This window comes from Streptomyces sp. HUAS YS2 (assembly GCF_033343995.1).
Taxonomy (GTDB): Bacteria; Actinomycetota; Actinomycetes; order Streptomycetales; family Streptomycetaceae; genus Streptomyces; species Streptomyces solicathayae.
In genome coordinates this window covers 1,529,519-1,555,069 of sequence record NZ_CP137573.1, presented here as the reverse complement: position 1 = coordinate 1,555,069, position 25,551 = coordinate 1,529,519, and the positions used below count along the sequence as shown (strand labels likewise).

Here is a 25,551-nt window from a genome sequence, read left to right as displayed (position 1 = left end):
AGTCCCCATGGACACGCCCGTCACCTCCCGGCGCCGCCTGCTCCAGCTCGGCGCCGCCGCCCTGCCGCTCGCCGCGCTCGGCACCGCGCTGCCCTCCGCCGCCGGCGCGGCCACGGCCCCGTCCGGCGCCACCCTCCGTATCCCCGCGGAGACCGACCCGCACGTGCGCACCTTCATGGCGTGGCCGGCGCTGTCGTCGGTGTGGTCCACCCAGATCGGAGCGGTCCGCGACGACATCGCCCGCGTCGCGTACCAGATCTCCCGCTTCGAGCCGGTCGTGATGCTCGCCCGGCCCGAGCAGGCGGCGGACGCCCGCTACTACTGCGGAGCGGGGGCGTACTACGGCATCGACGTCGTCGAGATCCCCAACGACGACCTGTGGATCCGGGACTTCGGCCCCACGTTCGTGGTCGCCCCCGGGGCCGTCGCCGGTGTGGACACCAACTTCAACGGCTGGGGCAAGACGGGCACGACCTACTACCAGCCCTTCGCCAACGACGCCGCGGCCGCCGCGACCCTCCTCACCCAGTACGGCGTCGACCGGATCCAGGCCCCGTTCGTCGGGGAGGGCGGATCGCTGGAGACCGACGGCCAGGGCACCCTGATGGCGACGGTCAGCTCACTGGTGAACCCCAACCGCAATCCGGGCATGAGCCAGGCTCAGGTCGAGCAGGCGCTGAAGTCGTCCCTCGGCATCGACAAGGTCATCTGGGTCCCGGGCCTGGCCGGGCAGGACATCACCGACTGTCACATCGACTGCCTGGCGCGCTTCGTCGCGCCGGGCCACGTGATGCTCGACCAGCCGGGGCCCGGTACGAACAGCAAGTGGGTCGCCGTGTACGACGAGACCAAGCGTGCCCTGCAGAGCGCCACCGACGCCCAGGGCCGCCGGCTCACCATCACCGAGCTTCCCGGACCGGACCGGCGCTACATCCGGGGCCGGGGCACGGACTTCCTGTCCAGCTACACCAACTACTACACCGTGAACGGCGCGGTCCTGGTCCCGCAGTTCGGCGACGGCTACGCCGACGACGTGGCGTACTCGATCCTGCGGAACGCCTACCCGGGCCGCGTCGTCGTCCAGGTCAGGATCGACAACATCGCCTCCGGCGGCGGCGGCATCCACTGCGCCACGCAGTCGCAGCCGGTGGCGCCTCCGGCCGTGTGACCAGGCGGAGAAGGGGTCCGGTAAGGTTCCCGGCATGGCGTCTCGGAGTACTCAGATCCTCGAAGCCGCCGCCCGGGTGATCGCCCGGCGCGGCGTCCGCGGTCTGCGTGTGGAGGAGCTGGCCGCCGAAGCGGGCGTGTCCACGGCTCTCATCTATTACCACTTCAAGGACCGCGCCGGGATCCTCCGTCAGACGCTCGAGTTCATCAACGACCGCGCCGCGCGCTACACCACGGAGCGCGATCCCGACGCGGAGCCGCTCGGCCCGCGGGAGGAGCTGGAGCAGACCCTGCTGCTGGAACTCCAGGACACGGTCGAGGTCAGGGAGAACAGCAGCGCCTGGGGCGAACTCCGGGCGAGCGCCGTCTTCGACGAGGAGCTGCGCGAGGACCTCGCCAAGGCCACCCTGGTGTGGGTGCAGGAGGTGGCGGCCATGCTGGGCCAGATCCAGCCGATGGCGGCCGCCGCCGACCTCGCGGCCTCGGCCGAGCGCCTCACCGCGGTACTGGAGGGCCTCAGCATGCGCTGGCTCAGCGGCACGCTGCGGATCTCCCACGCCCGGACCCTGATGACCGGCGCCATCGAAGCCGAACTCGCCTGGCTGAACCGCTAGGACCACAAGCGTTCGACCCATCCGGCCCGGGTCCCCTCGCGGGAGGCCCGGGCCGGCCCGTTCCCCGGTCGGCCGCCGGGGCGCCCGGTCGGCGGAACGCAGCGGCGCCGTCGTCCGCTTGTACGATGCACGCGCGCCGCGCGGCGCACCTCGCACTGGGCGGTGAGGGCTTCGAGATGAGGAGTGTGAGCACGTGAGCGAGACGAAGGCCGGGAGCCTTCAATACCGCCTGGACGGGCCGGAGGAGGCCCCCGTACTGGTCCTGGGTGCCTCGCTCGGCACCACCTGGCACATGTGGGACCGGCAGATTCCCGAGCTGACGGGCCAGTGGCGGGTCTTCCGCTTCGACCTCCCCGGCCACGGCGGCGCCCCCGCCGAGCCCGCGGAATCCGTCGCCGAACTCGGCGACCGGCTGCTCGCCACCCTCGACGAGTCGGGGATCCAGCGCTTCGCCTACGCGGGCATCTCCATCGGCGGCGCCATCGGCCTCGACCTGGCGCTGCGCGCACCCCACCGGGTCGCCTCGCTCGCCCTGGTGGCCACCTCGCCCCGGTTCGGCACCGCCGACGAGTTCCGCCAGCGCGGCGTGATCGTCCGGACCCACGGTCTCGACCCGATGGCCCGCTCCGCGCCCGAACAGTGGTTCACGCCCGGCTTCGCCGCCGCCCAGCCGGCCATCGTCGACTGGGCCGTACAGATGGTGCGCACCACCGACATGGCCTGCTACGTGGCCGCCTGCGAGGCGCTCGCCGCGTTCGACGTCCGCGAGGCCCTCGGCCGGATCGGTGTGCCCGCGCTCGTGCTCGTCGGCTCCGAGGACCAGGTCACGGGGCCCGCCGAGGCGCGCACCCTGGTCGCCGGGATCGCCGACGCCCGGCTCGCCGTCGTTCCCGGCGCCTCACACCTCGCCCCGGTCGAGCAGCCCGCCGCCGTCACCGATCTGCTGGTCCAGCACTTCACCGGCACGGCCCTCGACGCCCAGGGCGCACTGTCGGCCCCGCTCGGCGCGCCGGCCGTCGTGATCGCGCCCGCCCCGGTCGTCCCCGCCGACGGGGCCCCCCACGTCCAGGCCGCCGAGCCCGCCGGACCGGTGCGCCCCGACCCGTACGACGCCGGGCTCAAGCTGCGACGGGAGGTGCTCGGCGACGCGCACGTCGACCGGGCCCTCGACGAAGGTGCCGCCTTCGCCGCCGACTTCCAGGACCTGGTCACCCGGTACGCCTGGGGCGAGGTGTGGGCCCGCGAGGGCCTGGACCGCCGCACCCGCAGCACGGTCACCCTCACCGCCCTGATCGCCGGCGGGCACCTGGAGGAGCTGGCCGGGCACACCCGGGCCGCGCTCCGCAACGGCCTGACCCCGGACGAGATCAAGGAGATCCTGATCCACACCGCGGTCTACTGCGGGATGCCGGCCGCCAACGCGGCCCTGCGCGTGATGCAGCAGGCCGTCCGGGAGGAGACCACGCCCCAGGCGTAGGCTGGGGTGATCTTGCCCGAGGCCCGACCGTGTCGCCGTGAGGTGGAGTTCCGTGAAGCTGACCAAGATGACCCACGCCTGCGTCCGCCTGGAGAAGGACGGACGCACGCTCGTGATCGACCCGGGCACCTTCAGCGAGGAGGAGTCCGCCGTCGGCGCGGACGTCCTGCTGGTCACGCACGAGCACCTCGACCACTTCAACGAGGAGCGGCTGCGGGCCGGCCTGGAGGCCAACCCGGCGGCCGAGATCTGGACGCTGCGGAGCGTCGCCGAGAAGATCTCGGCGGCCTTCCCGGGCCGGGTGCACACCGTCGGGCACGGCGACACGTTCAGCGCGGCCGGTTTCGACGTGCAGGTGCACGGCGAGCTGCACGCGGTGATCCACCCGGACATCCCGCGGATCACCAACGTCGGCTTCCTGGTCGACGGGGCGGTCTTCCACCCCGGCGACGCCCTCACCGTGCCGGACCACCCGGTGGAGACGCTGCTGCTTCCGGTGATGGCCCCGTGGAACAAGATCTCCGAGGTCATCGACTACGTGCGCGAGGTGAAGCCGCGCCGCGCCTTCGACGTGCACGACGCCCTGCTGACCGACCTCGCCCGGCCGATCTACGACAACCAGATCGGCGCGCTGGGCGGCGCCGACCACGCCCGGCTGACACCGGGGGAGTCCGCCGAGCTCTGAGCGCGGTGAGTGTCACACCCCGCCGTTAGGCTTGCGCTCATGCGCATCGCCACCTGGAACGTCAACTCGATCACCGCCCGTCTGCCCCGCCTGCTGGCCTGGCTGGAGAGTACCGGCACGGACGTGCTGTGCATCCAGGAGACCAAGTGCACCGCCGAGCAGTTCCCCACCGACGAGCTGCGCGAGCTGGGGTACGAGTCGGTGGTCAACGCGACCGGCCGGTGGAACGGCGTCGCCCTGCTCTCCAAGGTCGGCCTGGAGGACGTCGTCACCGGCCTGCCCGGCGGGCCGGAGTACGAGGGCCTGCAGGAGCCCCGGGCCATCTCGGCCACCTGCGGCCCGGTCCGGGTCTGGTCGGTGTACGTGCCGAACGGCCGCGAGGTGGCCCACGAGCACTACGCGTACAAGCTGCGCTGGCTGGAGGCGCTCAAGGGCGCGGTCGCCGAGGACGCGGCCGGCGGCCGTCCCTTCGCCGTGCTCGGCGACTACAACATCGCGCCGACCGACGACGACGTCTGGGACATCGCGGTCTTCGACGGCGCGACGCACGTCACCGCGCCCGAGCGCGCCGCACTCGCCGGGCTGCGCGAGGCGGGGCTCGGGGACGTGGTGCCGCGCCCCCTCAAGTACGACCACCCGTTCACGTACTGGGACTACCGTCAGCTCTGCTTCCCCAAGAACAAGGGCATGCGCATCGATCTCGTGTACGGCAACAAGGCGTTCGCGGACGCGGTGAAGGACAGCTACGTCGACCGCGAGGAGCGCAAGGGCAAGGGCGCCTCCGACCACGCGCCGGTCGTCGTCGACCTGGACGTCTGAGCAGCTCCGACGCCGTGCCCCGGGCCGTGCCGGCTGCCGGGGCCCGCGCGCCCTGTGGTGTGCCGGGCGCCGGAGTGGGACGCTTGGCTGATGAACATCCCATTCCTGGACGCGTGGCGCAAACGGCACGGAGGGGAGCGGGAGGACTCGCTCGCCGCCGCCTTCGACCGCAATCCCGAGGGGGTGGCGGAGCTGCTCGCGGAGTGTGAGCTCCTGCGGGCCAGGGTCGCGCAGGCCGGAGTGGAACTCGACGACTCGCCGCGCTCGCTGGAGCTGATCGACCAGCTCCCGCCGCGCTGGCGGGACGATCCGGAGGAGCTTCCCTGGATCGGCAACGACGCGGGCCTGTACCTGGGCACGGTCATCGTGCGGACGGTGCCGGGGGCGGCGTGGGGCGTATGGCCGGGCGGCCAGCCGGTGGTGCGGCTCCCCTCGGGCCGGGAGGTCAATGTCGTGGAGGCGGGTCTCGACTGGGCGATGAGCGGCTCGCCCGAGTTGTCGCAGGTGTACGCGGAGGCGGCGGAGAGCTGACCCCGTGCCCTCCGCGCCGCCGGGCACCCTTTTGCGGTAAATACGGCTTATGCCGCCTTTATGCGTGTCGCCCCTGAAGTCCCCTTTTGCGGCGGATAGTTTGCGCTGAGTCGACATCGCCTTGGATACGGGCGGCCGCTGCCGCAGGAGGGGGAGGCGCCGGCCCGGCTGCGGGCCGAAGTGGGCGTGGTCTTCCAGTCGTTCATCCTGTCATGGCGCCGGCCCGTCCGGCGGCAGCCGGTGATCACTCCGCCCGCAGCGGGACCGACACGTACGAGGGGTCGGACCGCGGGGAGGAGAAGGTCAGCTGCGCGCCGGTCGGGTTGTGTTCGATGTAGAGCGGGTCGACGGTGTCGACGACCAGCGCGAGCCGGTGCCCGGCCGGTACGTCGTACGCCGTGGAGAACAGATCGAGATCGACGCCGAACGGCGCCCCCGGCGTCTTCCCGTGGAAGGTGTACGGGGCGTGCGTCACGAGCTTGCCGACGCCCAGCGGGCCCACGTCGTACAGGTACGCCACGAAGGTGCCGCTCTCCTTGGTCGGGGTGACCGTGGTGTGCAGCCGCGCGGTGCCGCGCACCCGCTGCGGGCTGTCGGACCGCTCCGACTGCCACACCGCCGCGAAGGAGCGGGGGAGGAGCGGGATCGAGGCGACCGGCGGGGCCTGGAAGAACTGGTCGAGAAGGTTGGAGAGCATCACGATGCCGCCGTTGGCGCCCGAGTCGACGTTCGCCCACACGTGCTCGGAGTCCCCGAGGGCGAACTTCCGCTGGTTGGCGTGGACGCTCTTCCAGTCCGGGTAGCCCTCGTACCCGGCGTCGGAACGCGGCTTGAGCTGCACGGGCTGCTCGCGGTCGATGCCGTTGTCGGCGCCCTTGAGGTGGCGGTCGAACCAGCGGTGGGCGTTGGTCCAGGTGTCGTTGGGCAGCCCGAGCAGTCCGGTGGCCTCGGCGGTGGCGTGGTCGCCGGGGCGGAACTCCAGGCGCTTCGGGCCGGCCAGCTTCTCGTAGAAGCTCGCGAACTGGTTGGGCGGGAAGATGGTGTCGCCCCAGGCGTTGCCGAGCATGATCGCGGGGCGGTTGGCGTTGATCGCGTCGAGGTACGTGGCGGCGGAGCGCTTGCGCCCCCAGGCGATCATCTCGTCCTCCTTGTCGAGGTTGGACGAGAGGAAGTCCTTCAGGGTCTGCTGGAGTTCGGGGCCGGGCCGCCCGGTGAGGTAGCCGGCGCCGCCGAGCAGCGCGGCGGCCTGGAGGTGCTGGGTGCGGCCGCTGTAGATGGAGTCGATGAGGTCGGCCCAACCGCTGAGCGCGGCGACGGCCCTGACCCGCTTGTCGTGCGCGGCCGTGAGCAGGCTGATCCCCGCCCCGTACGAGACGCCGGCCATGCCGACCTTGGCGGGGTCGGCGGGCGTGTGCGCCAGGGCCCAGTCGATGACCAGGGAGGCGTCCGCGACGTCCTTCGGTCCGGCGGTCTCGATCTCGCCGCCCGACTGCCAGAAGCCGCGCGAGTTGTAACTCACCACGACATAACCGGAGTCGGCGAGCTTCTGGGCCTGGGCGAGGTACTCGATCTGGGGCACGGCCCAGCTGGTGGGCAGCACGATCACGGGAAAGCGGGCGCCGGCGACGGCGCCCGCCGGGGTGACGACGTTGGCCTTGAGCACGGTGCCGCCGTCGCCGGCGATGTCGACGAAGCGGACGGCGGGGGTCTCGGCCGCCTGTGCGGCGGGCGCCGCACCGAGGGCGGTCCCGGCGAGCAGTGCGGCCGAGACCGCTCCGACGGAGGCGGTACGCAGGTGGTGGCGGGTGTGGCTCATGGGGCGGCTCCTTGGGTCACCGGTGGGGACGGTGCAAAGTGACCCGACGGTAACCGCCGTTCCTTACCCGAGGTAACTGGTCGGTAAGTTACGTGTGGGTAACGCTTGGGGGCTGCCCCGCGTGCTGCGGGCTACCGGGCATCGAGGAGGGCGACGGCTTCGGCGAAGTCGGCGTGGGCGGGCTCGAAGGTCCGCGCGGCGGCGAAGTACATCGCGCGGTCGGTCAGCGCCCGGGCCAGGCGTGCGGGATCGTCCGTCAGTCGCCGGGCCAGGGTGACCCCGTCGTCGAAATGCGACCCGAGCCGCTTCGTGAACCAGTAGGGGTGGCTCCCGTCGCGCACGGCCGCGCGGACGGCGATCCTGCGCCGGACGTCCGCCAGTTCGGACAGCCGCCCCGTCTCCTCCAGGCGCGCGGCCTCCGCTTCGAGCCGCGGCACGCCGCCGAGGAACACCTCCCGAGTGTCGCCCGACCAGCCCAGGTCGGTGCCGAACGGGGGCATCGGCGACTCGGGAGTGGCGGCCGGCTCGTCGGCCCGTCCGGACAGGGCGAACAGCGTGACCCACCAGCCGAGGATGCAACTCCAGTTCTGCGGCTCGCCCGTAGTCGCCAGCTCCTCCAGCACGGTCAGGGCCTCTCGCCGCGCCTCCGCGGCGTCCGCCGGGCGCCCGGCCGCCTCGCACATCCGGGAGAGGTGCACCAGCTCCCAGGTGACGATGGCCAGAGCCTCCTTCCGCTCCGCGGCCTTGCGTCGGGACTCGTCCAGGAGTTCCCCGAAGACGCCCAGCGCCTCGTCGTGCAGGCCGGCGCCCTCCAGGTTCGCCGCCCACTCCACCATGTTCCAGAACGAGTGCTCCCGTATACCGTTCCTGGCCGCCTTCTCGTTGAGGGCCGCGGCCTCACGGAACCGTCCTTCCTCGGCCAGGACCTGCGCCAGCCGTCCGCTTCGGCCGGCCGCTGCCAACTCCTCGCAGACCGTGCGGGCCTCCTCGCGTCGCCCGAGGGCGAACAGGGCCCGCTCGTAGACCTCCAGAGCCTTGCGCAGCCGTTCTGCTCGGGCGGGATCCCCCGCCTCGATCCGCCGCGCGGCCTCGACCGCCTCGGCGCCGAGCACCAGATCGACCTGCGGGTCCCGGCTGCGGTAGCTCGTCAGGGCGAGCGCGTCCACCAGCTTCGGCAGGTACGCCTTCGGGCTCACCTCCGCCAGAACCCGGTAGGCGTTGACCTGTTCGCGCAGGCTCGGCTCTCCGGACCCCAGCAGCAGCACCCTCGCCCGCAGCACCGCGTCGTGGTTGATCTCTCCCATGTCCCCCCTGTTCTCCGGGTGATTCACGAAGGGAGATTCTGGGAGTCGGACGGCGGCCCGGACAAGGCTCACGAACTGTGCGTTCCGTCCTACGAAAAACGCCGCTGACCTGTCATGATGGTCATGCTTTCACCCTTGTCGCCGAGGCGGAGCGGGACGGTGGAGAACACGAACGAGGCCCTGCCCGACGTCTTCGACCCGCGGATCTACGCCGCCGGCATCCCGCACGACGCGTTCCGCGCTCTGCGCGACCGCAGTCCCGTCGCCCGGCAGGAGGAGTACGAGGTCCTCGGCTGGCCCGCCGGGCCGGGGTTCTGGGCCGTGACCCGGCACACCGACGTCGTCCGAGTCCTCAAGGACGCCGGTACGTACTCCTCGCACCTCGGAGCCACCCAGATCCGCGACCCCGCCCCGGCCGACCTGCCGTTCATCCGGCGCATGATGCTCAATCAGGACCCGCCCCGTCACGGCCGGTTGCGTAGGCTCGTCAGCCGCGCCTTCACGCCCGGCCGGATCGAGCGCTTCGAGGCGACCGCGCGGAGCCGGGCCAAGGAACTCCTCGCGGCGGCCCGCGACGCCGGGCCCGAGGTGGACCTCGTCCGCGCCGTCACCGACGACTACGCGCTGCTCAACCTCACCGACCTGCTCGGCGTGCCCGCCGCCGACCGCGGACTGCTGCTGGAGTGGACCGAGCGGGTCATCGCGTACCAGGACCCCGACGAGCCCCCGGTCCTCGACGCCGAAGGGCGACCGGTCAACCCGCGCTCACCGGCGATGCTGGCCGAGATGTTCGCGTACGCGCAGCAACTCGCCGCGTACAAGCGGCGCGAGCCCGGCGACGACATCATGACCGTGCTCGCGGGGTCGCCGCTCCAGGACGCCGAGCTGGAGATGTTCTTCTTCCTTCTGACCGTCGCCGGCAACGACACCGTCCGCAGCGCCGCCCCCGGGGGCCTGCTCGCACTCGCCGAACACCCAGCGGAGCAGCGGAAGTTGTGGAAGGGGGAGGTCGGTGTGGACACCGCCGTGGACGAACTGCTCCGCTGGCACCCGCCCGTCCTGTCCTTCCGTCGCACCGCGAACCGCGCCACCGAACTCGCGGGCGTGCCGATCGCCGCCGGCGAGAAGGTCGTCGTCTTCCACGCCTCCGCCAACTACGACGAGCGCGCGTTCCCCGACCCGTACCGGCTCGACCTCGGCCGCACGGCCAATCCGCACGTCTCCTTCGGTGACGGCCCGCACGTCTGCCTCGGCGCGCACTTCGCCCGGCTCCAACTGCGCGTCCTCTACGAGGAGACGCGTGCGGCGCTCCCCGGACTGGTGCCCGCCGGGCCGCCCCGACGGCTGGTCTCCAACTTCATCAACGGGATCAAGTCGCTGCCGCTGCGACTGGAGCCGTGCGCGCCTCTCGCGTGACATCGGCGACCAGCTCCACCACATCGGGGCCGTACGCCTGGGAGTTGACGACCTTGAGGAGCAGCACGAAGGATCCGGTCGCGCCGTACTTGCGGGCCAGCTTCTCGTGGTGCCGGGCCAGATAGCGCGTCCCCGCCTGGTTGTCGATCGCCCGCTGCCCGCAGAACAGGAACACCGGCCGGCCGCCCTCTCCGGCGGTCAGCCGGGCGAGGATCACGTACTCGGTCGCCCCGGGATCCATCAGGTACTGCTCGGTCCCGATCACGAACGAGCAGCGGTCCGCCTGCGGGTCCCGGTCGATGGTCACCTTGACGCCCGGCAGCAGTGAGGTGAGATGCGCGGCCATCCGGCGGTTGGCGGTCGGCCCGCCCACGCAGAACTCGGTGCGATCGCCGAACCCCTGGTGCGCCAGATCGTGCTGGATGATCTGGGCGTGTGCCCCGCAGTCCTTGATGAGCGCGGACAGTTCGAGCAGCGCGAACACGTCGAACCGGCGCACCGCCCCGTCGCTGCCCGCGTCGCGATGCACCACCAGCAGGCACTCGGAGCCCCCGGGCAGCCCGAAGAAGGCCTGCTTGCGGTGGAGCCGGCGGCGCCAGAGGTAGGTCCGGGTCAGCCAGCCCAGGGTGGCGCTGACCCCTGTGGCGAGCACGCCGAGCACGACGTTGCGCAGGTCCTCGTTCATGGGTGGCGATGCTAGCGGGGAAGCGCAGGTGTGTTCGAGGGCCCGTGCGAAGCCGGTGCGAGACGTGTGGGCGACGCGGTCCTGACGGGGGCGGTGGGGGGAAGTTACGCTGCGCGGACGCTTGTTGACTGGAGGTACGGATGCGTCGCTCCCCAGCACGGTATGTCTCGGTCCTGGCCGTCGCCGGCACGGTCCTGTCGGTGGGCGCGGCAGCGCCGCCGACGGCCCCGGCAGCCCCGGTGCCGGTGAAGGAACCCGTCGCCGCCGGGTACGGCGGAGCGGTCGCGAGCGTGGACGCGGACGCGTCCGCCGCCGGCATCGAGGTGCTGCGCCGCGGTGGCAACGCGGTGGACGCGGCCGTCGCGGTCGCGGCGGCGCTCGGCGTCACCGAGCCGTACTCGGCCGGCATCGGCGGCGGCGGTTTCTTCGTGTACTACGACGCGAAGACGCGCCAGGTGCACACGATCGACGGGCGCGAGACCGCGCCCGCCTCCGCGGACTCCTCGCTCTTCGTGGAGAACGGCACGCCGATCCCCTTCGACGAGGCCATGACCAGCGGCCGGGGCGTCGGGACGCCCGGCACCCCCGCCACGTGGAAGAGCGCGCTCGACGCCTGGGGTACCAAGCCGCTCGGCCGGCTGCTCGAACCGGCCGAACGGCTCGCCCGGGACGGCTTCACCGTCGACGCGACCTTCCGGTCCCAGACCGCCGCCAACGAGGCACGCTTCCGGGACTTCCCGGCCTCCTCCGAGCTGTTCCTGCCCGGCGGCCAACTCCCCGTCGTCGGCTCGGTGTTCAAGAACCCCGACCTGGCCCGGACGTACCGCACCCTCGGCAGCGAGGGCGTCGGCGCGCTCTACCGGGGCCCGCTCGCCCGGGACATCGTCGACACCGTGCGGACGCCCCCGGTGCGCGACGGGGCGACGCGCAAGGTCCGCTCCGGCGACCTGACCGAGCGCGACCTCGCGCGGTACGGGACGGAGCGGCGGCGCCCCACGAAGGTGTCGTACCGCGGGCTCGACGTGTACGGCATGGGCCCGGCGTCCTCCGGCGGCACCAGCGTCGGCGAGGCGCTCAACATCCTGGAGCGCACCGACCTGGAGAAGGCCACGCAGGCGGACTACCTGCACCGGTACATCGAGGCCAGCCGGATCGCGTTCGCCGACCGGGGCCGCTGGGTCGGCGACCCGGCCTTCGAGGACGTGCCGGTACGGGAACTGCTCTCGCAGCGGTACGCCGACTCCCGGGGGTGCCTGATCCGCGACGACGCGGTGCTCACCAGCCCGCTCGCGCCCGGCGACCCGCGGAACCCGGTGGCGTGCGCGACGACGGGGGTCGCCGCGCCCACCACGTACGAGGGTGAGAACACCACCCACCTGACCACCGCCGACAAGTGGGGCAACGTCGTCGCGTACACACTGACGATCGAGTCGACCGGCGGCAGCGGGATCACCGTGCCGGGGCGGGGCTTCCTGCTCAACAACGAGCTGACCGACTTCTCCTTCGCCCCGGCCAACCCGGCCGTCCACGACCCGAACCTGCCCGGCCCTGGCAAGCGGCCGCGGTCCTCGATCTCCCCGACGATCGTGCTCGACGCGACGGGGCGGCCGGTGCTCGCGCTCGGCTCCCCGGGCGGCGCGACCATCATCACGACCGTGCTGCAGACCCTGACCGGCGTGGTCGACCGCGGCCTTCCGCTGGTCGACGCGATCGCGGCGCCCCGCGCCAGCCAGCGCAACCAGGCCACCACGGAGCTCGAACCGGGACTGTGGAACAGCCCGCTGCGCACCGAACTGGAGGCCCGCGGCCACGGCTTCCGGCAGAACCCGGAGATCGGCGCGGCCACCGGCGTCCAGCGGCTCCCGGACGGCCGCTGGCTGGCCGCCGCCGAGACGGTCCGCCGGGGCGGCGGCTCCGCGATGGTGGTCCGTCCCGCGGGCTGACGAGAACGGCGCGGCCCGACCTACAGGGCCGTCAGGATGCGGGGGCCGTCGTCGGTGACGGCGATCGTGTGCTCGGTGTGGGCGGCGCGGCTGCCGTCGAGCGTGCGGATCGTCCAGCCGTCGCCGGCCGTCGCGTGGTCGTCGGTGCCGCCGGCGATCAGCATCGGCTCGATCGCCAGCACCATGCCGTGCCGCAGCGGCGCACCTCGGCCCGGGCGTCCCTCGTTGGGGACGCCCGGGTCCTCGTGCATCGTGCGCCCCACGCCGTGGCCGCCGAAGCCGTCGGGGATGCCGTAGCCGGCGGAGCGGCAGACGCGGCCGATCGCGTGCGCGATGTCACCGATCCGGTTGCCGACCCGGGCCGCCGCGATGCCCGCCTCCAGGGCCTCCCAGGCGGTGTCGATCAGCCGGCTGTCCTCGGGGCGGGCCCGGCCGACGGTGAAGCTGACCGCCGCGTCGCCGACCCAGCCGTCCAGGATCGCGCCGCAGTCCACGCTCACCAGGTCGCCGTCGGCGAGCGGCCGGCCGTCCGGGATGCCGTGCACGATCGCGTCGTTCACCGAGACGCAGACGACCGCGGGGAAGGGCACCGGCGCCCAGCTCGGGCGGTAGTCCAGGAACGGCGAACCGGCGCCCGCCTCCGCCAGGACGGCGCGGGCGGTCCGGTCCAGTTCGCGCGGTGTCACGCCGGGCGCGGCCTGGTCCTGCACGGCCGCCAGCGCACTGGCGACGACCCGGCCCGCCTCGCGCATCGACCGCAGGGACATGTCTGTCTTGAGCTCGATCATGCCAATTACTATACCGGTATTAGAATGGGCGTCATGGTCCGTACACCCCTGACTCCCGAAGAGCGCGAACGCGGCGAGCGGCTCGGCGCGCTGCTCCGCGCGGCCCGCGGCGACCGCTCGATGGCCGAGGTCGCGACTGCCGCCGGCGTGTCGGCGGAGACGCTCCGCAAGATCGAGACCGGCCGGGCCCCGACCCCCGCCTTCTTCACCGTGGCGGCGCTGGCGGGGGTCCTGGGCCTGTCGATGGACGAGCTCTCGGTCCTGGCCTCGCTCCAGCCTGCCTGAGGCGTTCCGCTCAGCCGGAGACGGCGAGCTGTGCCCGGCTGTGCCGGGGCCGCTCCAGTTCGTCGACGAGGGCGAGCGCCAGGTCGGCGTGGGCGATCCGGCCGGGGCCGTCGAGCAACGTGCCCACAGCGGTGCGGTAGCCGCCGGTGGGCTCCGCCGTCGCGTTCAGGTCGAGCGGCGGGCACACCATGAGCCAGTCCAGGACGTCGTCCGCCGTGCCCAGGAGCTCGTACTCGGCGACGTGGCCCTGTGCGAACGCCCGCCAGTCCGCAGGGAATTCGGGCGCGTCCATGACGCGTACGCCCGGCGCGGTCTCCAGCGTGGTGGCGATGCCCAGGGTGACCAGGCGGCCCACGCCCGCCGTGCCGAGGCCCTCGATCAGGGCCTTCGCCGCGGCGGTGAAGTACTGCTCGGAAGGGACGTCGAGACGCACCGACGCGTTGAGCGCCGCGTCGTGCCCGGCGGCCAGTCGCGCCACCGCCTCGGCGTCCGTCACGTCGCCCCGTACGAGGACGGCGCCGTCGATCCCGTCCAGCTCCGGGTACTTCGCCGGGTCGCGGACCACCGCCGTCACCCGGTGGCCGCGCGAGACGGCCTCCGTCACGGCCGCCCGGCCGACCCGTCCGCCCGCGCCGAAAACGATGAGGTTCCTGCTGTTCGCTGTCATGCCGGGACGGTAGGACGGGGGTGCCTGGTTACTTCAACGGTACTGGGTTAGCGTCGTCCCATGAGCGAGCCCCTGGATCCGGCCATGTTCCATGACCCCGACTGCGAAGATCGCGCCCAGCCGATCCGCGTCGGCGGCAAGTGGACGGCGATGGTGCTCCGTTGCCTGGAGGACGGGCAGCCGCGCCGCTTCTCCGAACTGCGCGTACCACTGCACCGGATCACCCCGAAGGTGCTCACCGAGACCCTGCGCACGATGGAGCGGAACGGCTTCCTGGCCCGGACCGAGTACGAGGAGAACCCGCCCCGCGTCGAGTACGCGCTCACGGAGCTGGGCCGCTCGCTGATCGGGCCGCTCGACACCGCCTGCTCCTGGGCCCGCGCGCACGGCCCGGAGATCGTCGAGGCCAGGGAGGCGTACCGAGCATGATCCCCGAGGAGCTGCGGCGCGCCCGCTACGTCAGCCTGACCACGTACCGCAAGGACGGGACGCCGGTCGCCACGCCGGTGTGGTTCGTCGTCGAGGGCGACGAGTTGTACGTGTGGACGAGGGACGACTCCTGGAAGGTGAAGCGGCTCCGCCGCGATCCGCGCGTCGTGGTCGCCGCGTGCGACGTGCGGGGCCGGATCGCCGACGGCGCGGCCCACGTGGAGGGCACCGGGCGGCTGCTCGACGCGGACGGACTCAAGGGTGTGCGGCGGCTGCTCGGACGCAAGTACACCTGGCAGTACTGGATGCTCGACTGGCCGGCGACGATCGCCCGCCGCGGGAAGCGACCGCACGTGGGCATCGCCGTGAGGTTCTGAGTGCCGACACGAAAACGCTCTGTAGCCGCCCCGTAACACGAATGGGGTCCAATGGCCACCGGACCGGAGGACTCCACTCAGCGGCAGGGGCAGACGGCATGGCGGTGCGTCAACTCGCGGAGGACGTCGGTGCGTTCGCGCACTTCCTGAGGGAGGTCGAGGCCCGCCTGGTGCCCGGCGAGGGCTGGTACGGGGTCTTCGCCACGCGCGACCCCGAGGGGCTGCGGGCCTGCTTCGCGGGCGCGGACATCCTGCCGTGGGACGTCGTCGAGGCGCTGCTCCAGGACCTGGGGGAACCGCCGGGCGGGGAGCGGGCGGTCCGTGCCCGCGCCCTGCACACGGCGGCGGCCGCCGCGCACGACCGGCGGCCCGGCGGTGCGGAGGCGCTGCGCGAGCGCCGGATTCTGATGGACCGCGAACGCCGCGACGCCGAGGCCCGGGCCCGTGACCTCGCCGCCCGGCTCCGCGCCGCCCCGTCCACCGAGACCGCCCGTCTCTCCGTCGACCTCGCCTGGATCCACGACGACCACGCCCGCGCGACGTCCCGCGTGGCGGAACTGACGGCCCGCCTGGCGGCCCTGCCGGCCGGGGATGCGGGGCGGCCCGAGCCGCCTCCCCGCAGCGCCGGGTTCGCTCCCGCGTCCGCGCCGCCGCGCGACGGCGGGAGATCCGCGCCCACGCCGGCCCCGTCGCCGGACGCCGCCGGGCCGGCGTCCGCGCCTGCGCGCCTCGCCCCGCCGGAGGCGGGCTCCCCCGCGCCCGTGGCCGCCCCCGCGCCCGCCGCCAAGGCGAAGCGGCGACCGCGCGGGGCTCGGTACGCATGGCTGGAGGAGGCGGACGACGTCGTGGCCGTCGCCGCCGTGCCCCTGCTGCCCGTGGCCGGGGCGGCGCCCCGGGGTGCTCGGTTCGGGGGCGGTGACGAAGCCGCCGCGCCGGCCGCGTCCGCACCCTCGCCGGGGGACGCGGCCGAGGCCGCGCGGGCCGCCGGGAACGCGGTGTACGCGTTGCGGCGGCTGCGGGAGCAGGGGCGCAGCGGCGACGCGCACGCGCTGCTGTGCGAGGCGCTCGCCGGGCCGCCCCGGTGGCTGCCCGCGCTGGCGGCGGAGCTGCACCGCGCCGGGCTCGCCGCCGACTGGGCCACTCTGCTGTGGGAGGCCGCGTCGCTGCCGCCGCCGCGGCTCGCCGCCGTCGCCGGCGCGCTCGCGGACGCGGGCCGCGACGCGGACTGCGACCAGCTCCTGCGCCAGGGCGTCGCCCGCCCCGTCGCCGAGCTGGCCGACGCGGCGCTCGCCCTCGACGCCGAGGGCCACCGCCGCGAGGCGCGCGCCCTGCTCGCCGCCGTCGTCAGGGTCCGCCCGCCCGAGGACGGCGCGCGGCTCGCCGAGTCCGACCCGCACCGCCTCGTCCCGCAACTCCTCGACGCCGCTCGCGCGCTCGCCCCCGCCCGCGAACGTGACCTCCTCCACGCCCTGCGGGTCGCCGGGATCGTCACCGGCTGAGCCCGCGCGCGTACGCACCGCTCCCGCACCCGCCGAGCATTCGAACACTCGACAGGGGTGGTGTGTCAGGACGTGTCGGTACGTGTCGGACGTGGACCACTCGGGTATGAAACATGATCGACTCCACCGGTTCACGGCTGTGGTCTTGCTCCGGGATGTGACGGGGCTTACGTTCTCCTCCTACGCACCGCGTCTACGTGCGTAGAGGCTCTCTGACGCCGCGCCGAAGGAGCAGCTCATGTCCCACGTCGTACGCGCCGCGCTCGTCCAGGCGACCTGGACCGGCGACACCGAATCCATGATCGCCAAGCACGAGGAACACGCCCGCGAGGCCGCCCGCCAAGGGGCGAAGGTGATCGGATTCCAGGAGGTGTTCAACGCCCCGTACTTCTGCCAGGTCCAGGAGCCCGAGCACTACCGGTGGGCCGAGCCCGTCCCCGACGGCCCGACCGTGACCCGGATGCAGTCGCTCGCCCGCGAGACCGGCATGGTGATCGTCGTCCCCGTCTTCGAGATCGAGGGCGCCGGCTTCTACTACAACACCGCCGCCGTGATCGACGCCGACGGCACCTACCTCGGCAAGTACCGCAAGCACCACATCCCGCAGGTCAAGGGCTTCTGGGAGAAGTACTACTTCCGCCCGGGCAACGCCGGCTGGCCGGTCTTCGACACCGCCGTCGGCAAGGTCGGCGTGTACATCTGCTACGACCGCCACTTCCCCGAGGGGTGGCGTCAACTCGGCCTAGGCGGAGCCCAGTTGGTGTACAACCCGTCTGCCACCTCGCGCGGCCTGTCCGCCTATCTCTGGCAGCTGGAGCAGCCCGCCGCCGCCGTCGCCAACGAGTACTTCGTCGCCGCGATCAACCGCGTCGGCCAGGAGGAGTACGGCGACAACGACTTCTACGGCACCAGCTACTTCGTCGACCCCCGCGGGCAGTTCGTCGGCGAGACCGCCTCCGACAAGGCGGAGGAACTCCTCGTCCGGGACCTCGACTTCGACCTCATCGACGAGGTCCGGCAGCAGTGGGCGTTCTACCGCGACCGCCGTCCCGACGCCTACGACGGTCTGGTGCAGCCGTGAACAGTCTCCACGACCGGCACAAGGCAGTCATCCCCGACTGGGTCGCGCTCTACTACCAGGACCCCATCGAGATCACCCACGGCGAGGGCCGGTACGTCTGGGACGCCGACGGCAACCGCTACCTCGACTTCTTCGGCGGCATCCTCACCACGATGACCGCCCACGCCCTGCCCGAGGTCGCCAAGGCCGTCGCGGAACAGGCCGGGCGGATCATCCACTCCTCCACGCTCTACCTCAACCGCCCGATGGTGGAGCTGGCCGAGCGGATCGCGGACCTGTCCGGGATCCCCGACGCCCGGGTCTTCTTCACCACCTCGGGCACCGAGGCCAACGACACGGCCCTGCTCCTGGCCACCGCGTACCGCGGGTCGAACCAGATCCTGGCGATGCGCAACAGCTACCACGGGCGCTCCTTCTCCACCGTCGGCATCACCGGCAACCGCGCCTGGTCCCCGACCGGCCTCTCCCCGCTGCAGACCCTGTACGTGCACGGCGGCGTCCGCACCCGCGGCCCCTTCGCGCAGTACACCGACGAGCGGTTCATCGACGCCTGCGTCGCCGACCTGGAGGACCTGCTCGGGCACACCCGCGACGTGGCCGCCCTGATCGCCGAGCCGATCCAGGGCGTCGGCGGCTTCACCTCCCCGCCGGACGGCATGTACGCCGCCTTCCGCCGGGTACTCGACCGGCACGGCATCCTGTGGATCTCCGACGAGGTGCAGACCGGCTGGGGCCGCACCGGCGACCACTTCTGGGGCTGGCAGGCCCACGGCGAGGCCGGCCCGCCGGACCTGCTCACCTTCGCCAAGGGCATCGGCAACGGCATGTCCGTCGGCGGCGTCGTCGGCCGCGCCGAGATCATGAACTGTCTCGACGCCAACTCCATCTCGACCTTCGGCGGTTCGCCCGTCACCATGGCCGCCGGCCTCGCCAACCTCGCGTACCTCCAGGAGCACGACCTCCAGAGCAACGCGCGCCGGGTCGGCCGTCTGCTCATCGAGCGGCTGCGCGCCGCCGCCGCGGACGTCGACTGCGTCCGCGAGGTACGCGGCCGCGGCCTCATGATCGGCATCGAGCTGACCCGGCCCGGCACCGACCGGCCGAACCCGGAGGCCGCCTCGGCCGTCCTGGAGGCGGCCCGCGAGGCCGGCCTGCTCATCGGCAAGGGCGGCGGCCACCACACCACCGCCCTGCGCATCGCCCCGCCGCTCTCCCTCACCGCCGCCGAGGCCGAGGAGGGCGCGGCGATCCTGCAACAGGCCCTGCGCGCCGCCCGGAACAAGGGAGCCTGACCCGTGAGCACCCGTACCCTCGTCCGCGGCGGCCTGGTGATCACGGCCGCAGACGAACTCCACGCCGACGTCCTCATCGAGGACGGCCGGATCGCCGCCCTCGCCGCGCACGGCTCGGACATCGCCGCCGGCTGGACCGCCGAGAAGATCATCGATGCCACCGACCGGTACGTCATCCCGGGCGGCGTCGACGCCCACACCCACATGGAGCTGCCGTTCGGCGGCACCTTCGCCTCCGACACCTTCGAGACCGGGACCCGGGCCGCCGCCTGGGGCGGCACCACCACCATCGTGGACTTCGCCGTCCAGACCGTCGGCCACTCGCTGCGCGAGGGACTCGACGCCTGGTACGCCAAGGCCGACGGCAACTGCGCCATCGACTACGGCTTCCACATGATCCTCTCCGACGTCAACGAGTCCACGCTCAAGGAGATGGACCACCTCGTCGGCGAGGGCATCACGTCCTTCAAGCTGTTCATGGCCTACCCCGGCGTCTTCTACAGCGACGACGGGCAGATCCTGCGCGCCATGCAGCGCTCCGCCGTCAACGGCGGGCTGATCATGATGCACGCGGAGAACGGCATCGCCATCGACGTCCTCGTCGAACAGGCCCTGGCCCGCGGCGAGACCGACCCCCGGTACCACGGCGAGGTCCGCAAGGTCCTGCTCGAGGCCGAGGCCACGCACCGTGCCATCCAGCTCGCCCGGGTCGCCGGCGCGCCCCTGTACGTCGTGCACGTCTCCGCCGACGAGGCCGTCCAGGAACTGGCCGCCGCGCGCGACAAGGGGCTGCCCGTCTTCGGTGAGACCTGCCCGCAGTACCTCTTCCTCTCCACCGACAACCTGGCCGAGCCGGGCTTCGAGGGGGCCAAGTACGTGTGCTCGACCCCGCTGCGTCCGCGCGAGCACCAGGCGGCGCTCTGGCGGGGGCTGCGCACCAACGACCTCCAAGTGGTCTCCACCGACCACTGCCCGTTCTGCTTCGTCGGGCAGAAGGACCTCGGCCGCGGCGACTTCTCGAAGATCCCCAACGGGCTGCCGGGCGTCGAGAACCGCATGGACCTGCTCCACCAGGCCGTCGTCGACGGGCACATCAGCCGCCGCCGCTGGATCGAGATCGCCTGCGCGACCCCGGCCCGGATGTTCGGCCTGTACCCCAAGAAGGGCACGATCGCGCCCGGCGCCGACGCCGACGTCGTCATCTACGACCCGCACGCCCGCCAGACGCTCTCGGCCGCGACCCACCACATGAACGTCGACTACTCCGCGTACGAGGGCCGGACCGTCACCGGCCGGGTGGAGACCGTCCTCTCCCGCGGCGAACCCGTCATCGACCAGCGGGAGTTCACCGGCCGCGCCGGACACGGCGCGTTCACCCCGCGAGCCACCTGCCAGTACCTGAACTGAACCGAACCAGGAGGTCCCCACGTGGACTTCGGACTCGTCCTGCAGACCGACCCGCCCGCCTCCGAGGTCGTCGGACTGATGCGTCGCGCGGAGCGCAACGGCTTCCGCTACGGCTGGACCTTCGACTCCGCCGTGCTCTGGCAGGAACCCTTCGTCATCTACAGCCGGATCCTGGAGCACACCACCAAGCTGCACGTCGGCCCGATGGTGACCAACCCGGGGACGCGGACCTGGGAGGTCACCGCCTCCACCTTCGCCACCCTCAACGACATGTACGGCAACCGGACCGTCTGCGGCATCGGCCGCGGCGACTCCGCGATGCGGGTGGCCGGCCGCAAGCCCAACACCCTGGCCCGGCTGGGCGAGGCCATCGACGTCATCCGCGACCTCGCCGAGGGCCGCGAGGCGCTCGTCGACGGCAATCCGGTCCGCATCCCGTGGGTGGGCGGGGGGAAGCTGCCCGTCTGGATGGCGGCGTACGGGCCGAAGGCCCTCGCCCTCGCCGGGCAGAAGGCGGACGGCTTCATCCTCCAGCTCGCCGACCCGTTCCTCACCGAGTGGATGGTCAAGGCGGTCCGGCAGGCGGCCACGGACGCCGGCCGCGACCCCGACGCCCTCACGATCTGCGTCGCCGCCCCCGCCTACGTCGGCGACGACCTGGGGCACGCCCGCGACCAGTGCCGCTGGTTCGGCGGCATGGTCGGCAACCACGTCGCCGACCTGGTCGCCAAGTACGGCGAGCACTCGTCCATGGTCCCGGACGAACTCACCACGTACATCAAGGACCGGCACGGCTACGACTACAGCCACCACGGAAGGGCCGGGAACCCGTCCACCGACTTCGTCCCCGACGAGATCGTGGAGCGCTTCTGCCTGCTGGGCCCTGCGGAGGCGCACATCGAGAAGCTGCGCCATCTGAAGACGCTGGGCGTCGACCAGTTCGCCGTGTACGCCATGCACGACGCCAAGGAGTCGACGATCGACGCGTACGGCGACGAGATCATCCCCGCGATCAACTCCTGACCCGCACGCACCCGTCCCGCCATCGCACCCACCCGCGCGCCCGTACGAACCCCCCGCGCCCCGCACGGCCTCGTTCCGTCCCCGAACGAAGGGTTCTCCGCCGCCATGACCGCAACCACGCCCGTGGGAAGATCCGCGACAATCGACGGCCGTGTCGAGCTTCCGCCCGGCACGGCCCCGGCCGACGGGCCGTTCGTCAACGAGGACCTGCTCCCCGTCCCCGTCGACCGCCGCCGCTGGACCACGTACAACTTCGCCGCGCTGTGGGTCGGCATGGCCCACAACATCCCGTCCTGGCTGCTCGCCTCCGGGCTCGTCGCGCTCGGCATGGACTGGAAGCAGGCGGTCCTCACCATCGCCCTCGCCAATGTCATCGTGCTGCTGCCGATGCTGCTGACGGGGCACGCCGGACCCAAGTACGGCATCCCCTTCCCGGTCCTCGCCCGCGCCTCCTTCGGGCTGCGCGGGGCCAACCTGCCCGCGCTGATCCGGGCCGGGGTGGCCTGCGCCTGGTTCGGCATCCAGACCTGGATCGGCGGCCAGGGCATCTTCGTGCTGCTCGGCAAGATCTTCGGCGGCTGGGCCGACGCGAGCGCCGTCGGTGGCCAGCCCTGGACGCTGTGGCTCTGCTTCGTGCTCTTCTGGGCGCTCGAGCTCGCCATCATCTACCGGGGGATGGAGGCGCTGCGACGCTTCGAGAACTGGGCCGCGCCGTTCGTCATCGTCGGCGCGCTGGTGCTGCTGATCTGGATCGCCGCCGAGGCCGGCGGTCTCGGGCCGCTCCTCGACCAGCCGTCGAAGCTGGGCTGGGGCGCGGAGTTCTGGACGGTGTTCTTCCCGTCCCTGATGGGCATGATCGCGTTCTGGTCGACGCTCTCGCTCAACATCCCCGACTTCACCCGCTTCGGCGCCGGGCAGCGCGCGCAGGTGTGGGGCCAGACCCTCGGACTGCCCACCACCATGACGCTGTTCGCCCTGCTCTCCGTGCTCGTGACCTCCGGCTCGCAGGCGGTGTACGGCGCACCCGTCTGGGACCCGGTGGCGCTGGCGGCGAAGACCGACAACGTGTTCGGGCTGCTGTTCGCGCTGGTGACGGTGCTCGTCGCGACGATCTCGGTGAACATCGCGGCGAACGTGGTCTCGCCCGCGTACGACCTCGCCAACCTCGCCCCACGGTTCGTCGACTTCCGTACCGGCGCGCTGATCACGGGCGTGGTCGGTGTGCTGATCATGCCGTGGAAGCTGACCGAGACGCCCGAGCTGTACATCTTCACCTGGCTCGGTCTGGTCGGCGGGCTGCTCGGCACCGTCGCCGGCATCCTCATCGCGGACTACTGGCTCGTCCGCCGCACGGTCCTCGACCTGGCCGACCTGTACCGGCCGGGCGGACGGTACTGGTACTCCGGAGGCTGGAACCCGGCGGCGGTGCTCGCCTTCCTGGTCGGCGGCGTGCTCGCCGTGGGCGGTTCGCACTCGGCGCCGGGGAAGGGGCCGTTCCCGGAGGACGGGATGATCCCGTTCCTGAAGCCCCTCGCCGACTACGGCTGGGCAGTCGGGCTCGCGGCGGCGCTGGCGCTGTACACGCTGCTCATGCGGGCGAAGGCAAGGGCTGACAACGAGGTTACGCTCCAGTAGGGTTCCGGCAGTCGCATGGACGAGGGGGCTGCCGTGACCACGGTCGAGTACACCGGACTGACCGCACAGGCACGGCAGTTGGCCGATGGCACGGTCACCTCGACCGCCCTCGTGCAGGCCGCGCTCGACCGGATCGAGGCCGCACAGCCCACCCTCAACGCCTTCCGCGTGCTGCGGCCCGAGGCCGCCCTCGCCGAGGCGGCAGAGGCCGACGCGCGGCTCGCGAAGGGGGAGCGGGCGCCGCTGCTCGGCGTTCCGGTCGCGGTCAAGGACGACACCGACGTCGCCGGGCTGCCCACCGCCTTCGGCTGCGCAGGGGACATCCCCCCGGCGGACCGCGACGGCGAGGCCGTGCGACGGCTGCGCGCCGCCGGGGCGGTGATCGTCGGCAAGACCAACTCCTGCGAGCTCGGGCAGTGGCCGTTCACCGAGGGCCACGCCTTCGGCGCCACCCGCAACCCGTGGAACCCCGACCACACGCCCGGCGGCTCCTCCGGCGGCTCGGCCGCGGCCGTCGCCGCCGGGCTCGTGCCCGCGGCGCTCGGCTCCGACGGCGCCGGGTCCATCCGCATCCCGGCCGCCTGGACCCACCTCGTCGGGATCAAGCCGCAGCGCGGCCGGGTCTCCGTCCACCCCTACAACGACTGCTTCCACGGCCTCACCGTCAACGGCCCGCTCGCCCGCACCGTCGCCGACGCGGCCCTGCTGCTCGACGCGGTCGCCGGAGCGCACCCCGGCGAGCGGCACCGGCCCGCGCCCGTGGACGCCTCCGCCGCCGTGGGCCGCGACCCCGGCCGGCTGCGCATCGCGCTCGCCTGGCGCCCGCCGTTCACCGCCACCGCCAACCCGCTGCACCCCGGCGTCCGGCGGGCCGTCGCGGACCTCGGGGACACGCTCGCCCGGCTCGGCCACACCGTCGACGAGGCCCGGCCCCGGTACGGCCTGATCGGACTGAGCTTCCTGCCCCGGGCCACCGCGGGCATCGCCGAGTACGCCGATCGGCACCCCGAGCCCGGGGTGCTCGACCCGCGCACCCGGGAGGCCGCCCGCACCGGCCACCGGCTCGGCGGCCGGATCCTGCGTGCCGCCCGCTCCCGCGAGGCGAGCCAGCACCGCAGGATCGGCGCGATCTTCGACACGTACGACGTTCTCCTCGCCCCGACGACCGCCGTGCCGCCGCCGCGGATCGGGACCTTCGACGCGATGCCCGGCTGGCGCACCGATCTCGCGATCGCCTCCGCCTGCCCGTACGCCTGGCCGTGGAACGTGCTCGGCTGGCCGGGTGTCAACGTCCCGGCCGGCTTCACGGCCGACGGGCTGCCGGTCGGCGCGCAGCTGCTCGGCCCGGCGGGCAGCGAGCCGCTGCTCATCTCGCTCGCCGCGCAACTCGAGGACGACCTGAGGTGGTTCGAGCACCGGCCGCCCGGGCCGGCGGGGCCGACGGAGGCGCGCTGACGGGCCGGGACGGCCTCGAACCGGCCGCGGTACGCCCGCGGGATCCGGGCCCCGGCCCGGCGCCGCGCGCGGGGCATCGCCCCGTGAACTCGGCCTGGTCGTAGTCGAGTCGGTACGCGTGACGGCATCGCTTCCCGGCGGTTAACCTGCCGGAGGGACAGTCCTGATGCGGGGGAGGCGGGGGATGGCTCCACGGCTGGTGTTCGTGCACGGAATCGGTGGGCCGCGGGACCCGGCTGCCGAACTCGACGGATGGACCATCGCGCTCGCCGCCGGGATGCGGGCCGCCGGACACTCCGCGCTCGCCCGGTCCCTGGAGGCGGCGCCCGGCGAGCACGCCGCGTTCGCCTCGTACGCGGACCTGTTCGGCCGGCCCCAGGCGCAGGGCGCCGACGACACGCCCGCCGAAGCCGAACTCCTCGCCGCCCTCGTCACCGAACTGGTCGACGAGGCGAACGAGTTGGCGATGGGCGACGGCGCGGATCCGGAGGAGCTGCGCATCCTCGCCCACGCCCGCGCCGAGGCCGCGCCGACCGGTCAGCAGCAGGGCGTACCGGACCTGGCGCGCCGGGTGCTCAACGTGGTCACCACGCTGCTGTCGCTGCGCCCGTGGGACGGCGCGGGGGAGTGGATCACCCCGAAACTGATGGTTCGTCATCTCGGTCAGGTCTCCCGCTATCTCGCCCGCACCGAGCCCGACGCGGCCGGCGTCACCCTCGACGCGCGGATCCGCGCCCGGGTCGCCGAGGCGGTCGGCGACGGCCCCGCCGTCGTCGTCGCGCACTCCCTCGGGACCGTCGTCGCCCTGGAGTGCCTGCACGAACTCCGCGCCGACGTCCGGCTGTTCGTCACCCTCGGATCCCCGATCGCGATGCGCGGCGTGGTCCTGCCCCGGCTCCGCCCGCAGCCGCCCGCCGTCCCCGACGGCACCCTCCGCTGGCTCAACTTCTGGGACCGCGACGACGTCATCGCCGTACGCCCCCACCTCGAACGCGACCTCGCCCCCGGCGCGTCCGGCGTCCGGCCAGTCAGCGCCCGCATCGACTCCGACGGCCTGTGGGTGCACAACGCGACCAAGTACCTGGCCCAGGCCGCCGTCGCCGGGCCCGTCGCGGAGGCGCTGATCGGCACCGCGGGCCTCGGATGAGGGTCCGCG

At 72.9% G+C, this 25,551-nt stretch carries 24 protein-coding genes; 19 read left to right on the top strand and 5 right to left on the bottom strand.

Translation table 11 applies throughout. The features are described from left to right. Positions 1-7 precede the first annotated feature (7 nt). From R2D22_RS07245 to R2D22_RS07220, 6 genes are all read left to right on the top strand, one after another. A complete protein-coding gene (locus R2D22_RS07245; protein ID WP_318102032.1) occupies positions 8-1,168 on the top strand; it encodes an agmatine deiminase family protein in 1,161 nt (386 codons plus the stop codon). Between the two features lie 34 nt (positions 1,169-1,202). Beyond that, positions 1,203-1,781: a TetR/AcrR family transcriptional regulator gene (locus R2D22_RS07240; RefSeq protein WP_318102031.1), complete on the top strand. Its 579-nt coding sequence runs from the start codon at positions 1,203-1,205 to the stop codon at positions 1,779-1,781. Positions 1,782-1,974: 193 nt separating this feature from the next. Next, complete coding sequence (gene pcaDC / locus R2D22_RS07235) at positions 1,975-3,258, top strand: bifunctional 3-oxoadipate enol-lactonase/4-carboxymuconolactone decarboxylase PcaDC (protein WP_318102030.1); 1,284 nt, start codon at positions 1,975-1,977, stop codon at positions 3,256-3,258. Positions 3,259-3,310: 52 nt separating this feature from the next. Beyond that, entirely contained in the window at positions 3,311-3,943 is a 633-nt protein-coding gene (locus tag R2D22_RS07230) for an MBL fold metallo-hydrolase (protein ID WP_318102029.1), read from the top strand. Positions 3,944-3,982: 39 nt separating this feature from the next. Continuing rightward, a complete protein-coding gene (locus tag R2D22_RS07225) occupies positions 3,983-4,762 on the top strand; it encodes an exodeoxyribonuclease III (RefSeq protein WP_318102027.1) in 780 nt (259 codons plus the stop codon). A gap of 90 nt (positions 4,763-4,852) precedes the next feature. Further along, entirely contained in the window at positions 4,853-5,293 is a 441-nt protein-coding gene (locus R2D22_RS07220; RefSeq protein ID WP_318102025.1) for a DUF6278 family protein, read from the top strand. Positions 5,294-5,537: 244 nt separating this feature from the next. Here R2D22_RS07220 and R2D22_RS07210 read toward each other — a convergent pair whose 3' ends face one another. Together R2D22_RS07210 and R2D22_RS07205 are read right to left on the bottom strand one after the other, a co-directional pair. Beyond that, positions 5,538-7,109: a CocE/NonD family hydrolase gene (locus tag R2D22_RS07210; RefSeq protein WP_318102024.1), complete on the bottom strand. Its 1,572-nt coding sequence runs from the start codon at positions 7,107-7,109 to the stop codon at positions 5,538-5,540. 131 nt (positions 7,110-7,240) lie between these two features. Continuing rightward, entirely contained in the window at positions 7,241-8,413 is a 1,173-nt protein-coding gene (locus R2D22_RS07205; protein ID WP_318102023.1) for a hypothetical protein, read from the bottom strand. Positions 8,414-8,572: 159 nt separating this feature from the next. Here R2D22_RS07205 and R2D22_RS07200 point away from each other — a divergent pair, with 159 nt between their 5' ends. Continuing rightward, on the top strand, positions 8,573-9,829 hold the full coding sequence (locus tag R2D22_RS07200) for a cytochrome P450 (protein WP_318102021.1): 1,257 nt from the start codon (positions 8,573-8,575) through the stop codon (positions 9,827-9,829). On the opposite strand, the gene R2D22_RS07195 is transcribed toward R2D22_RS07200, so the two are convergent. Further along, positions 9,783-10,514: a hypothetical protein gene (locus R2D22_RS07195; RefSeq protein ID WP_318102020.1), complete on the bottom strand. Its 732-nt coding sequence runs from the start codon at positions 10,512-10,514 to the stop codon at positions 9,783-9,785. The two genes, R2D22_RS07200 and R2D22_RS07195, sit on opposite strands and share 47 nt — an antisense overlap. A gap of 140 nt (positions 10,515-10,654) precedes the next feature. On the opposite strand from R2D22_RS07195, the gene ggt reads away from it, so the two are divergent. Then, complete coding sequence (gene ggt, locus R2D22_RS07190) at positions 10,655-12,457, top strand: gamma-glutamyltransferase (RefSeq protein ID WP_318102019.1); 1,803 nt, start codon at positions 10,655-10,657, stop codon at positions 12,455-12,457. 20 nt (positions 12,458-12,477) lie between these two features. Here ggt and map read toward each other — a convergent pair whose 3' ends face one another. After that, positions 12,478-13,245 carry a type I methionyl aminopeptidase gene (map, locus tag R2D22_RS07185; RefSeq protein WP_318102018.1) on the bottom strand — a complete coding sequence of 256 codons (768 nt, stop codon included), beginning with the start codon at positions 13,243-13,245 and terminating at the stop codon, positions 12,478-12,480. Between the two features lie 33 nt (positions 13,246-13,278). On the opposite strand from map, the gene R2D22_RS07180 reads away from it, so the two are divergent. After that, the gene (locus R2D22_RS07180; protein WP_318102016.1) at positions 13,279-13,530 is read left to right on the top strand and encodes a helix-turn-helix domain-containing protein; all 252 of its coding nucleotides are present in this window, start codon (positions 13,279-13,281) and stop codon (positions 13,528-13,530) included. A 10-nt stretch (positions 13,531-13,540) separates the two neighbouring features. Here the strand turns inward: R2D22_RS07180 and R2D22_RS07175 are convergent, their stop codons facing one another. Further along, complete coding sequence (locus tag R2D22_RS07175) at positions 13,541-14,197, bottom strand: NAD(P)-dependent oxidoreductase (protein ID WP_318102015.1); 657 nt, start codon at positions 14,195-14,197, stop codon at positions 13,541-13,543. 60 nt (positions 14,198-14,257) lie between these two features. On the opposite strand from R2D22_RS07175, the gene R2D22_RS07170 reads away from it, so the two are divergent. The 10 genes from R2D22_RS07170 to R2D22_RS07125 all read left to right on the top strand — a co-directional run bounded on the left by R2D22_RS07170 (position 14,258) and on the right by R2D22_RS07125 (position 25,542). Next, positions 14,258-14,626, top strand: a complete 369-nt coding sequence (locus R2D22_RS07170) for a winged helix-turn-helix transcriptional regulator (RefSeq protein ID WP_318102013.1) — start codon at positions 14,258-14,260, stop codon at positions 14,624-14,626. After that, entirely contained in the window at positions 14,623-15,003 is a 381-nt protein-coding gene (locus R2D22_RS07165) for a PPOX class F420-dependent oxidoreductase (RefSeq protein ID WP_318102012.1), read from the top strand. Before R2D22_RS07170 ends, R2D22_RS07165 begins: the two co-directional genes overlap by 4 nt. A gap of 98 nt (positions 15,004-15,101) precedes the next feature. Further along, positions 15,102-16,502: a UL36 very large tegument protein gene (locus R2D22_RS07160; protein ID WP_318102011.1), complete on the top strand. Its 1,401-nt coding sequence runs from the start codon at positions 15,102-15,104 to the stop codon at positions 16,500-16,502. 238 nt (positions 16,503-16,740) lie between these two features. Further along, a complete protein-coding gene (locus R2D22_RS07155; RefSeq protein ID WP_318102010.1) occupies positions 16,741-17,583 on the top strand; it encodes a nitrilase-related carbon-nitrogen hydrolase in 843 nt (280 codons plus the stop codon). After that, a complete protein-coding gene (locus R2D22_RS07150) occupies positions 17,580-18,875 on the top strand; it encodes an aspartate aminotransferase family protein (protein ID WP_318102009.1) in 1,296 nt (431 codons plus the stop codon). The genes R2D22_RS07155 and R2D22_RS07150 overlap by 4 nt, the downstream gene beginning before the upstream one ends. A 3-nt stretch (positions 18,876-18,878) precedes the next feature. Beyond that, positions 18,879-20,282: a dihydropyrimidinase gene (hydA, locus tag R2D22_RS07145; protein ID WP_318102008.1), complete on the top strand. Its 1,404-nt coding sequence runs from the start codon at positions 18,879-18,881 to the stop codon at positions 20,280-20,282. Between the two features lie 21 nt (positions 20,283-20,303). Beyond that, positions 20,304-21,305: a TIGR03842 family LLM class F420-dependent oxidoreductase gene (locus R2D22_RS07140; protein WP_318102007.1), complete on the top strand. Its 1,002-nt coding sequence runs from the start codon at positions 20,304-20,306 to the stop codon at positions 21,303-21,305. Between the two features lie 105 nt (positions 21,306-21,410). Then, positions 21,411-22,940 carry an NCS1 family nucleobase:cation symporter-1 gene (locus tag R2D22_RS07135; RefSeq protein WP_318102006.1) on the top strand — a complete coding sequence of 510 codons (1,530 nt, stop codon included), beginning with the start codon at positions 21,411-21,413 and terminating at the stop codon, positions 22,938-22,940. Positions 22,941-22,973: 33 nt separating this feature from the next. Continuing rightward, on the top strand, positions 22,974-24,395 hold the full coding sequence (locus R2D22_RS07130) for an amidase (RefSeq protein WP_318102005.1): 1,422 nt from the start codon (positions 22,974-22,976) through the stop codon (positions 24,393-24,395). A 184-nt stretch (positions 24,396-24,579) separates the two neighbouring features. Further along, positions 24,580-25,542 carry a hypothetical protein gene (locus R2D22_RS07125; protein WP_318102004.1) on the top strand — a complete coding sequence of 321 codons (963 nt, stop codon included), beginning with the start codon at positions 24,580-24,582 and terminating at the stop codon, positions 25,540-25,542. Positions 25,543-25,551: the final 9 nt, after the last annotated feature.

Bases quoted from the DNA above. Each gene is read 5' to 3' on its own strand.
- R2D22_RS07220 (WP_318102025.1), top strand. From the start codon at position 4,853: ATGAACATCCCATTCCTGGACGCGTGGCGCAAACGGCACGGAGGGGAG.
- R2D22_RS07245 (WP_318102032.1), top strand. From the start codon at position 8: ATGGACACGCCCGTCACCTCCCGGCGCCGCCTGCTCCAGCTCGGCGCC.
- ggt (WP_318102019.1), top strand. From the start codon at position 10,655: ATGCGTCGCTCCCCAGCACGGTATGTCTCGGTCCTGGCCGTCGCCGGC.
- R2D22_RS07180 (WP_318102016.1), top strand. From the start codon at position 13,279: ATGGTCCGTACACCCCTGACTCCCGAAGAGCGCGAACGCGGCGAGCGG.
- R2D22_RS07155 (WP_318102010.1), top strand. From the start codon at position 16,741: ATGTCCCACGTCGTACGCGCCGCGCTCGTCCAGGCGACCTGGACCGGC.
- R2D22_RS07135 (WP_318102006.1), top strand. From the start codon at position 21,411: ATGACCGCAACCACGCCCGTGGGAAGATCCGCGACAATCGACGGCCGT.
- R2D22_RS07225 (WP_318102027.1), top strand. From the start codon at position 3,983: ATGCGCATCGCCACCTGGAACGTCAACTCGATCACCGCCCGTCTGCCC.
- R2D22_RS07160 (WP_318102011.1), top strand. From the start codon at position 15,102: ATGGCGGTGCGTCAACTCGCGGAGGACGTCGGTGCGTTCGCGCACTTC.
- R2D22_RS07240 (WP_318102031.1), top strand. From the start codon at position 1,203: ATGGCGTCTCGGAGTACTCAGATCCTCGAAGCCGCCGCCCGGGTGATC.
- R2D22_RS07165 (WP_318102012.1), top strand. From the start codon at position 14,623: ATGATCCCCGAGGAGCTGCGGCGCGCCCGCTACGTCAGCCTGACCACG.
- R2D22_RS07195 (WP_318102020.1), bottom strand. From the start codon at position 10,514: ATGAACGAGGACCTGCGCAACGTCGTGCTCGGCGTGCTCGCCACAGGG.
- R2D22_RS07170 (WP_318102013.1), top strand. From the start codon at position 14,258: ATGAGCGAGCCCCTGGATCCGGCCATGTTCCATGACCCCGACTGCGAA.
- map (WP_318102018.1), bottom strand. From the start codon at position 13,245: ATGATCGAGCTCAAGACAGACATGTCCCTGCGGTCGATGCGCGAGGCG.
- R2D22_RS07205 (WP_318102023.1), bottom strand. From the start codon at position 8,413: ATGGGAGAGATCAACCACGACGCGGTGCTGCGGGCGAGGGTGCTGCTG.
- R2D22_RS07175 (WP_318102015.1), bottom strand. From the start codon at position 14,197: ATGACAGCGAACAGCAGGAACCTCATCGTTTTCGGCGCGGGCGGACGG.
- R2D22_RS07125 (WP_318102004.1), top strand. From the start codon at position 24,580: ATGGCTCCACGGCTGGTGTTCGTGCACGGAATCGGTGGGCCGCGGGAC.
- R2D22_RS07210 (WP_318102024.1), bottom strand. From the start codon at position 7,109: ATGAGCCACACCCGCCACCACCTGCGTACCGCCTCCGTCGGAGCGGTC.